Genomic DNA, 12526 nt, shown 5'->3' on the forward strand with positions numbered 1-12526 from the left:
TTGCCGCCGCGATCCATCCCACACCCGGGCGCCCGGGACGTCGTCACCCGCTCCGCATGAGGCAGACGTCGTCCGTCCGCGCGGCGGTCAGAGTGCGCGGACCCAGTTGGCCAGGAGTTCGGCGCCGGCGTCGCCGGACTTCTCGGGGTGGAACTGGGTCGCACTGAGCGGACCGTTCTCGACCGCCGCGACGAACCGGTCACCGGCGTACGACGTCCAGGTGACGGCCGGTGTCACCGAGGCCCGCGTGTCGTGGAGCTCCCACGCGCGGACACCGTAGGAGTGGACGAAGTAGAACCGCTCCTTCTCGATCCCCTGGAACAACGACGTCGCGGCAGGGACATCGACCGTGTTCCAGCCCATGTGCGGGACCGGCTCGCCGTTCGCGGGCTGCAACCGTTCGACCACTCCCGGCCACTGGTCGCAGCCCTCGGTCTCGACGCCGTGCTCGATGCCGCGGGCGAACAGGATCTGCATGCCGACGCAGATGCCGAGCACCGGGCGGCCACCGCTCAGCCGCCGGTCGACGATCACGTCACCACGGACCGCCTTGAGGCCTGTCATGCAGGCATCGAAGGCGCCGACGCCGGGGACCAGCAGACCGTCGGCGTTCAGCGCCTCGTCGTAGTCGGATGTGACCGTGACGTCCGCGCCGACGCGTTGCAGCGCGCGCTCCCCCGACCGGATGTTGCCCGATCCGTAGTCGAGCAGCACGACCTTCTTGGTCACAGAGCGCCCTTGGTCGAGGGGATCCCCGGCTGCCGCGGATCCAGCTCGGCGGCCGCCCGCAGCGCCCGGGCGAAGGCCTTGAACTGGGCCTCGACGATGTGATGCGGGTCGCGGCCGGACAGCACCCGGATGTGGATACAGATCGCGGCGTTGAACGCGAGTGTCTCGAACACGTGCTGGGTCAGTGAGCCGGCGTAGTCGCCGCCGATGATCGCGTACGCCTGGCCATCCGGCTCGCCGGTGTGCACGCAGTACGGGCGCCCGGACAGGTCGACCGTGCAGTGCACGAGCGCCTCGTCCAGCGGCACGGTCGCGTCGCCGAACCGGCGGATCCCGCGCTTGTCACCCAGCGCCTCGCGAAGCGCCTGGCCGATGCCGATCGCAGTGTCCTCGACGGTGTGGTGCGCGTCGATCTCGAGATCTCCGACCGTGTTCACGTGCAGGTCGAGCAGCGCGTGCTTGGCCAGCGCGTTGAGCATGTGGTCGTAGAACCCGACGCCGGTGGAGATGTCGGCGCGGCCCTCGCCGTCGATGTTCAGCTCGACCAGGACCTTCGACTCGCTGGTCTCCCGATCGATCCGCGCTGTCCGGGTCATGTCAACCTTCCCATGTCTGTCTTCAGGACGCGCTCCAGCGAAGCGCGGAACGCGGCCATCTCCGCGCTGGTGCCGATCGAGACCCGCAGCCAGCCGTCCGGCCCGGTCTCGCGGATCAGTACGCCGTCGTCCAGCAGCGACTGCCAGACCGCGTGCCGATCGGCGAACGTGCCGAACAGCACGAAGTTCGCGTCCGAGTCGACCGCGCGCAGGCCCAGTGACCGCAGCCAGTCGACCGTCTCGTCCCGCTCGACCCGCAACTGCTCGACCCGGCCGAGCAGCTCGTCGGAGTGCCGCAGCGCCGCCCGCGCGACCGCCTGCGTCACCGCGGACAGGTGGTACGGCAGCCGGACGATCCGCAGCGCGTCCACCAACTGCTTGCTCGCGGCAAGGTATCCGACCCGGCCGCCGGCCAGCGCGAACGCCTTCGACATCGTCCGCGCCACCGCGAGATTCGGGTACGACGGCAACAGTGTCACCGCACTCGGAGTCCCGGTCCGGCGGAACTCGGCGTACGCCTCGTCGACCACCAGGACGGATCCCATCGCGGCGGTCCGGGCGGCGATCGCCTCGACCACGTCGATCGGCAGCGCCGTACCGGTCGGGTTGTTCGGCGAGGCGAGCAGGACGACGGACGGGTGGTGCCGGGAGATCGCGGCCAGCGCCTTGCTCTGGTCGAGCGTGAAGTCCTCGGCCCGGCGGCCGGTGACCCAGGCAGTGTTCGTGTCCCGGGCGTACTCCGGGTACATCGAGTACGTCGGCGCGAAGGAGAGCGCCGTCCGCCCGGGGCCGCCGAAGGCCTGCAGGATGTGCAGCATGACCTCGTTGGACCCGTTGGCCGCCCACACCTGCTCGGCGGTCAACTGCGCACCGGACTCACGGCCCAGGTAGGCCGCGAGATCCGCGCGGAGGTCGAGGAACTCACGGTCCGGGTAGCGGTTCACGCCGCGGGCGGCCACGGTGACCGCCGCGGCGATGTCGGCCACGGTCTCCTCGCTCGGCGGGTACGGGTTCTCGTTGACGTTGAGCAGGATCGGGACGTCGAGTTGCGGGGCGCCGTACGGCTCGAAGCTCTTCAGCTCGTCGCGGATCGGCAGCCCGTCGAAGCGGCCCATCAGTTCGCCCCGGGGAAGCGCACCGACACCGCGGCGCCGTGGGCGGGCAGGTCCTCGGCGTGGGCCAGCGCGACCACGTGGCCGGCGACCTCCTGGAGCGCGTCGCGCGAGTAGTTGATGACGTGCACCGCCTTCAGGAAGCTGCGGACCGACAGGCCGGACGAGTGGCAGGCGCACCCGGCTGTCGGGAGGACGTGGTTGGAGCCGGCGCAGTAGTCGCCGAGGGAGACCGGCGACCAGCCGCCGACGAAGATCGCGCCGGCGTTGGTGATCAGGCCGGCCCGCTCCTCGGCGTCCGCGGTCTGGATCTCCAGGTGCTCGGCGGCGTACGCGTCGACGACGGCCGTGCCCTGCTCCAGGTCGTCGACCAGTACGACGGCCGACTGCTGACCTGTCAACGCTTCGGTGACGCGGTCCTGGTGCTTGGTGTGCGCCACTTGCTGCGGCAACTCAGCCTCGACTGCGGCCGCCAGAGCTTCTGACGGCGTGACCAGCACGCTGGCGGCCATCGGGTCGTGCTCGGCCTGGCTGATCAGGTCGGCGGCGACGTGCTGGGCGTCGGCGGTGTCGTCGGCGAGGATCGCGATCTCGGTCGGGCCCGCCTCGGAGTCGATGCCGACCTCACCGAGCAGGAACCGCTTGGCCGCGACCACGTAGATGTTGCCGGGGCCGGTGATCAGGTTGACCTTCCGGCACCCCGTGACACCAGCACCGAAGCCGTACGCGAATCCGGCGATCGCCTGCGCGCCACCCATCGCGTACGCCTCCTCGATCCCGAGCAAGGCACACACCGCCAACACAGTCGGGTGCGGCAGACCGCCGTACTCCTTCTGTGGGGGCGATGCGACCGCGAGGGACGGCACACCGGCGACCTGTGCCGGGACGACGTTCATCACCACGCTGGAGGCGAGGGGCGCGCGACCGCCCGGGACGTACAGCCCGACGCGCTGCACCGGGACGAAGCGCTGGGTCACCCGGCCGCCGGGCGCGGGCTCGGAGGCGATGTCGGGGATGAGCTCGTCCTGGCTGACCTCGCGGACCCGGCGGATCGACTCCTCGAAGGCCGATCGCACCTCGGGGTCGAGCTCCTCCAGCGCCGTCTTCAGCGCGTCGGCCGGGACCCGGATGTCCTCGACCCGGACATGGTCGAACCGCTCGCCGTACTCCCTGATCGCCTCGAGTCCACGATGGCGGACGTCCAGGCAGATCGGTCGGACGACGTCGAGAGCCTTCTCGACGTCGAACACGGCTCGGGGGACGAGGGCGTTCACTTCGGCTTGGAGGTCGGACACCTCTCCGGCCGCCACTCGGCCCCGCAGGTCGACGCGGCGAATCATGGCCTCAGTCTAGTGGTGACGACCTGCTGAGTTTGCGCCGTATCCACAAGGTGGCAGTCACGAGGCGTGATCATGACGCGGCATGGCCTAGGCTCGTTGGTATGGACTCCCGCCTACCGCTGCTCACTGTCGAGACGGTGATCTTCCCCGGGCTGGTGCTCCCCATTCCGGTGACCGACGTCCAGGGCCGCGCGGTGGTCCGCGACCTGGTCGAGAACGGTGGCGAACTGGTCTGCGGCGCCCTCGCCGTCAGGGACGGGTACGAGCTGGGCGAGCGGGTGTTCCGGTCGTTGTACGGGACCGGCTGTGCGGCGACGATCTCGGAGATCAGCCTGGACCCGGACGACGACGGCCCGGTCGAGATCACGCTGACAGGCAACCGGCGGTTCAAGGTGGCCGAGCTGGACGGCGGCGGTGACTATCTGGTCGCCGACGTCGAGTGGCTGGACGAGGACCTCGGCGACGATCCGCTGGGTACGGCGACGATCGCCATGGCCCGCTTCCGCCGGTACGCCGAGGCCGTCACCGAGATCAGCCGGCCCGGCCTGCACATCGGCGAGCTGCCCGACGACCCGAGCACGCTGTCGTTCCTGATGTCGGCTGCGATGACGCTACTCACCCCCGACCGCCAGAAACTCCTCGAAGCCACCGACACCACGTCCCGCCTGGTCCAGCTGGTCGGCCTCCTCGACAGCGAGCTCGCCGCGATCGCGGCCCTCCCCTCGCTGCCCGCGACCGACCTCATCAACTGGTCGACGATGTCCCCGAACTGACGCTCGCCACCATCGCCCGGTCGGCAGACGGCGCTACCGAAGTGAATCCCAGAGCGGTATGGTGTTGGTATGAGCAAGCAGATCACTGTGCGGTTGCCGGATGAGCTGGTCGACTTCATGGACCAACTCGTGGCCACCGACAAGGCGACGAGCCGGGCGTCCGTGGTCGCCCGGGCGATGGAGCGCGAGCGCCGGCGGGAGCTCGCCGCCCGCGACCTCGCCATCCTGACCGAGCACGGCGACTACCCGGATCTCGAGGGCCTCGCCCCTGCGGCCGCCGGCACTGTGCTCACTGACCTCGACTGATGCGTCCGCTCCACATCGCCCGGCTCGACAAGCCGAGGCCGGTCGTGGTTCTGACCCGGGAGCTGATCCGCCCACGCCTCACCAACGTAACGGTCGCCCCGATCACCAGCACCATCCGCGGCCTGTCCACCGAGGTCCTGGTCGGCCCGGACAACGGCCTCGATCACCCGAGCGCCATCTCCTGCGACAACATCCAGACCATCCCGAAGTCCCAGCTCGGCCGCCTGATCGGCTACCTCCACCCCGACCAGGAACCAGCCCTCGCCGAGGCCATCAACCTCGCCTTCGACCTCGAGCTCTGACCGTCGGCCCGGCGGACCCCCGAAGGCTGGAAGGTTGCCCCCTCAGTTAGGGGGTTGCCCCCTCGGAATCTGAGGGGGCAACCCCCTGACTGGGTGGATAACCACCGAGGTGGAGGGTTCGCGGGGAGTGCCGCGGCGTCAGCCCAGCTTGCTGACGTCGCGGACTGCGCCCTTGTCGGCGCTGGTGGCCATGGCGGCGTACGCGCGGAGGGCCTGGGAGACCTTGCGGTCGCGGGACTTGGGTGCGTAGACACCGCCGAGCGCCTCGCGGCGCGCGGTCAGCTCGGCCTCGTCCACCAGCAGCTCGATGGAGCGGCCCGGGATATCGATCCTGATCTGGTCGCCGTCCTGGACGACTGCGATCGTGCCGCCGGACGCGGCCTCGGGTGAGGCGTGACCGATCGAGAGGCCCGACGTACCGCCGGAGAAGCGGCCGTCGGTGACCAGTGCGCACACCTTGCCCAGGCCGCGGCCCTTCAGGAACGACGTCGGGTAGAGCATCTCCTGCATGCCCGGCCCGCCCTTCGGTCCCTCGTACCGGATCACCACGACGTCACCCGGCTGGACCTGCTTGGCCAGGATCTTCTCGACGGCTTCCTCCTGCGACTCGCACACCACCGCAGGACCCTGGAAGGTCCAGATCGACTCGTCCACGCCGGCCGTCTTCACCACGCAGCCGTCAACGGCCAGATTGCCCTTCAGTACGGCGAGCCCGCCGTCCTTGGAGTACGCGTGCTCCAGATCGCGGATGCAGCCACCAGCCGCGTCCGTGTCCAGCGTCTCCCACCGCTCCGACTGCGAGAACGCGGTCGCCGACCGCTTGCAGCCCGGCGCCGCGTGCCACAGTTCGACGGCCTCCGGCGACGGCGAGCCGCCGCGCAGGTCCCACGTCTTCAGCCACTCATCGATCGAGTCGCTGTGGACGGTGTGGATGTTCTCGTTCAGCAGTCCGGCCCGGTGCAGTTCACCGAGGATCGCCGGGATGCCGCCGGCCCGGTGCACGTCCTCCATGTAGTACGTCCCGCCCGGGGCGACGTTCGGCGCGACCTTCGCCAGGCACGGCACCCGGCGCGACACCGCGTTGATGTCGTCCAGGTCGAACTCGACCTCCGCCTCCTGCGCGGCCGCGAGCAGGTGCAGGATCGTGTTCGTCGACCCGCCCATCGCGATGTCCAGCGCCATCGCGTTCCCGAACGCCTCGCGGGAGGCGATGTTGCGCGGCAGCACCGTCGCGTCGTCGTTGTCGTAGTACCGCTTGGTGATCTGTACGACGGTCTCGCCGGCCTTCTCGTACAGCGCCTTGCGCGCGGTGTGGGTGGCCAGCACCGAGCCGTTGCCAGGCAGCGACAGGCCGATCGCCTCGGTCAGGCAGTTCATCGAGTTCGCGGTGAACATGCCCGAGCACGACCCGCAGGTCGGGCAGGCGTTCTCCTCGATCCGCAGGATGTCGGCATCGGAGACGTTCTCGTTGACCGCCTCGGACATCGCGTCGATCAGGTCGAGCTTGCGGACCGTACCGTCGACGAGCGTGGCCCGGCCGGCTTCCATCGGGCCGCCGGAGACGAACACGGTCGGGATGTTCAGCCGGAGTGCGGCGTTCAGCATGCCCGGGGTGATCTTGTCGCAGTTCGAGATGCACACCAGCGCGTCGGCGCAGTGCGCCTCGACCATGTACTCGACCGAGTCGGCGATCAGATCCCGCGACGGCAGGCTGTAGAGCATGCCGCCGTGACCCATCGCGATCCCGTCGTCGACCGCGATCGTGTTGAACTCGCGCGCGATCCCGCCGGCCGCGTGGATCGCCTCGGACACGATCCGGCCGACCGGCGCGAGGTGGGTGTGGCCGGGGACGAACTCGGTGAAGCTGTTCGCCACCGCGATGATCGGCTTGCCGAAGTCCTCGCGGGCTACCCCGGAGGCCTGCATGAGCGCGCGGGCGCCTGCCATGTTGCGGCCGTGGGTGACAGTACGGGACCTCAGAGCGGGCACGACGACATCTCCTTGCTACGTGGACGACTTGTCTGATGTTGCCACGCCCGTCCGGATGGCGGTACGCGGGTCCCGGATTGTGGAGCAGGTGATTCTGTCCGTGGCCGCATCTAGCCTGAGGACATGGCGGGCTTGGAGCACCACACGCGACCGGTGCACCCGGCCCTGCGCCCGTACGTCGGCGATCTCAGCGGCTATGCGTACGGCGGTGATCCGCCGACCCTCCATCGCGGACTCCCGTCGCGGCACCTGACGCTCGTGATCACCCTGGACGAGCCACTCGGCGTGGCCTGGCCCGGCTCACCCGTCGAGAAATTCGATGCGCTCGTCGGAGGTCTGCACTCGACCGCTGTCCACGTCGGTGCGACACCCAGCCGGTCCGGTGTGCAGCTGTCACTCACCCCGGCCGCCGCCCGTGTCCTGCTCGGCCTGCCGCCGGTCGAGCTCGCGTCCACAGTGGTCGGGCTCGACGACGTACTCGGCCGGCCGGCTCGCGTGCTCATCGACCAACTGCGGGAGGCGCCGAGCTGGAATGCGCGCTTCGATCTGCTCGAGGGACTGTTCCTCGAGCGATGGGCCGGCGACGCCCCCAAGGTGCGCCCGGAGCTCGGCTGGGCCTGGCAGCGACTGTGCGAGCGTGGCGGCGCGATCGCCGTACAGGAGCTGGCGGCCGAGGTCGGATGGAGCCGGCGGCACTTGACGGATCGGTTCACCGCGGAGTTCGGGCTGGCGCCGAAGGTGGCCGCGCGGGTGCTGCGGTTCGAGCGCACGGTCGGCCGGTTGCGGCGGCGGCCGGACACCCGGCTCGCCGACCTGTCCGCCCATTTCGGGTACGCCGACCAGGCGCATCTGACCCGGGAGTTCCGGGCGATCGCCGGCTGCTCACCGCGGCAGTGGATGGCCGAGGAACTCCCAAACGTTCAAGACTTCGTCCCGGCCTGGGCCGCAGAGTCGGAGGCATGAACAGCATGACTGAGCAGAAAGCAGTGATCGGAGTCTGGCCTGGGCTCCATTACCGAGACGGTCAGGCCGCGCTGAAGTTCCTCACCGAGGGCCTCGGCTTCACCCTGGCCGCGTCGTACCCCGGCGTGGCCGAAGGATCGATCGCGCACTCCGAGCTGACCTGGCCGTTCGGTGGCGGCATCATGATGGGTTCAGCGGACGCCAAGTCCGAGCCGGACGAGTTCACCGCGCTGGCCGACCGGACGCAGTCGATCTATCTCGTCCACGACGACCCGGACAGCCTGATCGGCCGCGTGATCGGCGCCGGCGCGGTCGTCGTCCGTGGGCTGAAGGACGAGGATTACGGCTCGCGCGGCTTCACCGTCAAGGACCACGAGGGCAATCTGTGGAGCGTCGGGACGTATCGCGGCGAAGTCGCGCAGTAATCCACAGGTTTCGCTTCCGCGCCCAGCATCGCCGGGGCGTTCTCACTAGACTCGCGGCGTGACCGAGACAACCGGGCTGCCCGTTTCCGAAGCTGTCGATGTGCTGCGCCGGGTCTTCGGGTACGACGCCTTCCGCGGTGAGCAGGCCGAGATCATCGACACGGTCGTCGCCGGCGGCGACGCGCTGGTCCTGATGCCGACCGGCGGCGGGAAGTCACTGTGCTACCAGATCCCGGCGCTGGTTCGATCCGGTGTCGGAGTGGTGATCTCGCCACTGATCGCGTTGATGCAGGACCAGGTCGACGCGCTGACGGCGCTCGGCGTACGGGCCGGATTCCTGAACTCCACGCAGGACTTCGAGCAGCGGCGCGAGGTCGAGCAGGCGTTCCTGGCCGGCGAGCTGGACCTGCTCTACCTCGCTCCCGAGCGGCTCCGGGTCGAGGCGACGGTTCGGCTGCTCGACCAGGGCAAGATCGCACTGTTCGCGATCGACGAGGCGCACTGTGTCTCGCAGTGGGGCCACGACTTCCGGCCCGACTACCTGATGCTGTCCGAGTTGCACGAGCGCTGGCCCGACGTACCGCGGATCGCGCTGACCGCGACGGCGACCGAGGCGACGCACCAGGAGATCGCGACCCGACTGAAGCTGGGTGACGCGAAGCACTTCGTCGCGAGCTTCGACCGGCCGAACATCCAGTACCGGATCGTCGCGAAGGACAACCCGCAGCGGCAACTGCTCGACCTGCTGCAAACCGAGCACGCCGGTGACGCGGGCATCGTCTACTGCCTGTCCCGCAACAGCGTCGAGAAGACCGCGGCTTTCCTCACGCAGAACGGGATCGAAGCCCTGCCGTACCACGCCGGACTGGACAGCCGGACCCGCGCGGCCAACCAGGCCCGGTTCCTCCGCGAGGACGGCTTGGTGGTGGTCGCGACGATCGCGTTCGGGATGGGGATCGACAAGCCCGACGTACGGTTCGTCGCGCATCTCGACCTGCCGAAGTCGGTCGAGGGCTACTACCAGGAGACCGGCCGCGCCGGGCGGGACGGGCTGCCGTCGACGGCGTGGCTTGCCTATGGCCTGCAGGACGTCGTCCAGCAGCGGAAGATGATCGACACGTCCGAAGGTGATCTCGCGCATCGTCGCCGGCTCAGCGCACACCTCGACGCGATGCTCGCGTTGTGCGAGACCGTGCAGTGCCGCCGGTCGCAACTGCTCGCGTACTTCGGTCAGCACGGCGACACGTGTGGGAACTGCGACACCTGCCTGACGCCGCCGGAGTCGTGGGACGGGACGATCGCGGCGCAGAAGTTGCTGTCGACGGTGTATCGGCTGCAGCACGAGCGCGGCCAGAAGTTCGGCGCCGGTCAGCTGATCGACATCCTGCTCGGCAAGGAGACGGAGAAGGTCAAGCAGTTCCGGCACGATCAGCTGTCCGTGTTCGGGATCGGGACCGAGCTCAAGGACACCGAGTGGCGCGGCGTGATCCGGCAACTGCTGGCGCTGCGACTGCTCACGGTGGAAGGCGACTACGGCACGCTTGTGCTCACCGAGGAGAGCGGCGAGGTTCTCGGCCGGCGCCGCGAGGTGATGATGCGACGCGAGCCCGAGCGAACGCGGTCGAAGTCGAGGTCTTCCGGTGCGAAGAAGGCCGCGGCCGACCTGGCTCCCGAGGCCGCACCGGTCTTCGAGCGGTTGCGGGCGTGGCGTGCCGGTGTCGCCAAGGAGCAGGGCGTTCCGGCGTACGTGATCTTCCACGACGCGACGCTGCGGCAGATCGCCACCGACCTCCCCGGCACGTTGGCCGAGCTCGGCACCATCAGCGGCATCGGCGAGAACAAGCTGGCCAAGTACGGCGAGGGCGTCCTGGAGGCACTCGCCGAGCCGGAGTGAAATCCGGCGCGGGTGATGTCGAGTCTGCTCCGGCGCCTTCGACGCGAGGGTAGGAAGCGCGGGCAGGCCGTGCTTCACGGAGTGAAGGAGCAGGCTGATGGCTGCATCGGTGTTGTTGATGTCGATGTCCGTCGACGGATACGTCGCGGGCCCGAACGACGCCCCGGGGAATCCGGGCGGCGACGGCTTCATGCGGTTGCACGAGTGGTACAAGACCGCGGACGGCGACTTCGGCCGCCCGCAAGGGCCGGCCGAAGTCATCTGGGACGAACTCCATGCGACCGGCGCGGTGCTGGTCGGGCGGCGGACCGCGGAGCAGGTCGACTACTACGGCGGTGATCACCACGGCGTGCCGATCTTCGTGCTCAGTCACCAGCCGGCGCCGGCCGCGGCGGAGAAGTACCCGACGGTGAAGTTCGTGACCGACGGCATCGAGAGCGCGATGGCGCAGGCGAAGACCGCGGCCGGCGACAAGGACGTCCTGGTCCACGGCGCGTACACGGCGCAGAAGGCCTTGGAGGCCGGCGTACTGGACGAGCTCCAGATCGACCAGGTCCCGGTCCTGTTCGGCCATGGCATGCGCTTGTTCGACGTACTGCCGGCCCAGATCGAGCTGGAGGTCGCACGAGTGATCGACACCCCGGCAGCCACCCACCTCCGCTACCGGATCCGCCGCTGAGCACGACCCCTCCGGCCCCGTTCAGTTGACCAGGGGCTGGAGGGCCTTCGTCAGTTCGGTCATCGCCTTGCCGATATCTCTGCCGCCGTCGGCAAAGATCATGGCAGCCGCGACCTTCTTCGCCGGGACCACGACCAGCACGCTGGTGTGGTCAGGGTTGTCACCGAAGTGACCGTACGCCGGACCGAGGTCGATCTCGTCCGGGAACAGCATCGTGCCCAGCCCGTACTCCCCGTGGCCCTTGGTCATCTCGCTGACCAGGTCGGCCGGTAGCACGCGAGCGCCGTACAACTGGTATCCCCAGCGTGCGACCGTCGGTGCGTCGGCGGCCAGTCCACCCGCCGCTGCCACCGCGCTCGCGAACGCGCGGCACGGCTGGTAGCCGTCGGGGTCACCGCAGGACTCGTTGTCGTCGATCGCCGCCGGAGGCTGCGGCTTCTCCCCGTCCTGGAAGGCGGCGTGCGTCAGCCCGGCCGGCGTGGCCAGGTCGCGACGGAGCACGACGGCCAGCGGCCGGCCGGCCACCTTCTCGATCAGCAGGCCCAGCAGCTCATAGCTGGGATTGCTGTACCCGGAGGCACTGCCCGGCGCTCCGATAGTCCCAGTGTGGTACGACAGCACCTGCCCGAGCGTCCAATGCTTACCCGGCGCCGCTGCGACCGCCTTGTCCAGTTCGCGGTAGTCCTCGTTCAGGTAGTCCGGCACGCCGGACGTCATGGACAGATGCTGCCGGACGGTCGCGTTGTTCGCCGTCAGCTTGTTCTGCACGTACGTCGAGATCGGCTTGTCCAGTTCGACCTTGCCGGCCTTGTCGAGCAGCATCACCTCCGCCGCGACGAACGTCTTCGTGATGCTCGCGACCGCCATACTCGTCTCCGGCCTCAACGCCGTACCGTGCGCGTCCTTCCCGGCCGAGCCCGACCACGTCCAGTGATCGGGCTCGGCCGCGGCGGTAGCACCCTTCGATCCTGTCCGGCTGTCCGGCGACGCGACGACCTGGTCGAGCACGTCCTGCAATACCCGGCCTTCGCCGGGTCGAGCGGTGTGGTCGCCGGCGCCGGGAAGCCCTGCGTCGTGGCAGGCGTGGTCGGCGCGGCTGTTGGGTTCTCTCCCCCACCAGAACATCCCACCAGCGCAATCACCAGGAGGGCGGTTGCGCTCCACCTCATTCTTCGATGATGCCACTGCTCGGGCCGGATGGCGCCCACTCGACCGCGGCCGCGATATCCGCGAAGTCGTGGAGGAGGCGGGAGCGGCGGGTGGCTATCCAGGCCACGGAGACCTTGTTGGTGGTGAGGTCGTTCACGGGTACGACGGCGACGTCGGGACGCTGGTAGTAGGTCGCTACAGATAACGGGATGATCGAGACGCCGCGGCCGGCCCGCGACGTGTTCGAGTTTCTCTTCGACGCTGCGGTA

14 protein-coding genes are annotated in these 12526 nt (G+C 69.2%); 7 read left to right on the forward strand and 7 right to left on the reverse strand.

What is annotated here, in order from left to right; translation table 11 throughout:
• Positions 1-87: 87 nt before the first annotated feature.
• From hisH to hisD, 4 genes are read right to left on the reverse strand one after another with little or no spacing between them, the layout of a single operon-like run.
• Positions 88-729 carry an imidazole glycerol phosphate synthase subunit HisH gene (gene hisH / locus ACXC9Q_RS25245; RefSeq protein ID WP_457059132.1) on the reverse strand — a complete coding sequence of 214 codons (642 nt, stop codon included), beginning with the start codon at positions 727-729 and terminating at the stop codon, positions 88-90.
• Positions 726-1325 carry an imidazoleglycerol-phosphate dehydratase HisB gene (gene hisB / locus ACXC9Q_RS25250; RefSeq protein ID WP_457059133.1) on the reverse strand — a complete coding sequence of 200 codons (600 nt, stop codon included), beginning with the start codon at positions 1323-1325 and terminating at the stop codon, positions 726-728. Before hisB ends, hisH begins: the two co-directional genes overlap by 4 nt.
• The gene (locus ACXC9Q_RS25255; protein ID WP_457059134.1) at positions 1322-2440 is read right to left on the reverse strand and encodes a histidinol-phosphate transaminase; all 1119 of its coding nucleotides are present in this window, start codon (positions 2438-2440) and stop codon (positions 1322-1324) included. The genes hisB and ACXC9Q_RS25255 overlap by 4 nt, the downstream gene beginning before the upstream one ends.
• Positions 2440-3777: a histidinol dehydrogenase gene (gene hisD / locus ACXC9Q_RS25260; protein WP_457059135.1), complete on the reverse strand. Its 1338-nt coding sequence runs from the start codon at positions 3775-3777 to the stop codon at positions 2440-2442. The genes ACXC9Q_RS25255 and hisD overlap by 1 nt, the downstream gene beginning before the upstream one ends.
• A gap of 101 nt (positions 3778-3878) precedes the next feature.
• Between hisD and ACXC9Q_RS25265 the strand changes: the two genes are divergently transcribed.
• The 3 genes from ACXC9Q_RS25265 (at position 3879) to ACXC9Q_RS25275 (ending at position 5158) form a co-directional block, all read left to right on the forward strand.
• Positions 3879-4550, forward strand: coding sequence for an LON peptidase substrate-binding domain-containing protein (locus ACXC9Q_RS25265; protein WP_329475873.1), 672 nt, complete (start codon positions 3879-3881; stop codon positions 4548-4550).
• 69 nt (positions 4551-4619) lie between these two features.
• Positions 4620-4856: a ribbon-helix-helix domain-containing protein gene (locus ACXC9Q_RS25270; protein ID WP_329475872.1), complete on the forward strand. Its 237-nt coding sequence runs from the start codon at positions 4620-4622 to the stop codon at positions 4854-4856.
• Positions 4856-5158 (forward strand): type II toxin-antitoxin system PemK/MazF family toxin, encoded by a 303-nt coding sequence (locus tag ACXC9Q_RS25275; RefSeq protein WP_387667500.1) that lies wholly within the window; start codon positions 4856-4858, stop codon positions 5156-5158. The genes ACXC9Q_RS25270 and ACXC9Q_RS25275 overlap by 1 nt, the downstream gene beginning before the upstream one ends.
• A gap of 138 nt (positions 5159-5296) precedes the next feature.
• Here the strand turns inward: ACXC9Q_RS25275 and ilvD are convergent, their stop codons facing one another.
• On the reverse strand, positions 5297-7147 hold the full coding sequence (gene ilvD / locus ACXC9Q_RS25280) for a dihydroxy-acid dehydratase (RefSeq protein ID WP_457059136.1): 1851 nt from the start codon (positions 7145-7147) through the stop codon (positions 5297-5299).
• A 123-nt stretch (positions 7148-7270) separates the two neighbouring features.
• Between ilvD and ACXC9Q_RS25285 the strand changes: the two genes are divergently transcribed.
• The 4 genes from ACXC9Q_RS25285 (at position 7271) to ACXC9Q_RS25300 (ending at position 11108) form a co-directional block, all read left to right on the forward strand.
• Positions 7271-8110 carry a helix-turn-helix domain-containing protein gene (locus ACXC9Q_RS25285; RefSeq protein WP_457059137.1) on the forward strand — a complete coding sequence of 280 codons (840 nt, stop codon included), beginning with the start codon at positions 7271-7273 and terminating at the stop codon, positions 8108-8110.
• Positions 8107-8535, forward strand: coding sequence for a VOC family protein (locus tag ACXC9Q_RS25290; protein ID WP_457059138.1), 429 nt, complete (start codon positions 8107-8109; stop codon positions 8533-8535). Before ACXC9Q_RS25285 ends, ACXC9Q_RS25290 begins: the two co-directional genes overlap by 4 nt.
• A 58-nt stretch (positions 8536-8593) precedes the next feature.
• On the forward strand, positions 8594-10429 hold the full coding sequence (recQ, locus tag ACXC9Q_RS25295) for a DNA helicase RecQ (RefSeq protein WP_457059139.1): 1836 nt from the start codon (positions 8594-8596) through the stop codon (positions 10427-10429).
• 97 nt (positions 10430-10526) lie between these two features.
• A complete protein-coding gene (locus ACXC9Q_RS25300) occupies positions 10527-11108 on the forward strand; it encodes a dihydrofolate reductase family protein (RefSeq protein WP_457059140.1) in 582 nt (193 codons plus the stop codon).
• A 21-nt stretch (positions 11109-11129) separates the two neighbouring features.
• Here the strand turns inward: ACXC9Q_RS25300 and ACXC9Q_RS25305 are convergent, their stop codons facing one another.
• Entirely contained in the window at positions 11130-12233 is a 1104-nt protein-coding gene (locus ACXC9Q_RS25305; RefSeq protein WP_457059141.1) for a serine hydrolase domain-containing protein, read from the reverse strand.
• Positions 12234-12273: 40 nt separating this feature from the next.
• Entirely contained in the window at positions 12274-12414 is a 141-nt protein-coding gene (locus tag ACXC9Q_RS25310) for a hypothetical protein (protein ID WP_457059191.1), read from the reverse strand.
• Positions 12415-12526 lie beyond the last annotated feature (112 nt).

The organism is Kribbella sp. CWNU-51 (assembly GCF_054073265.1).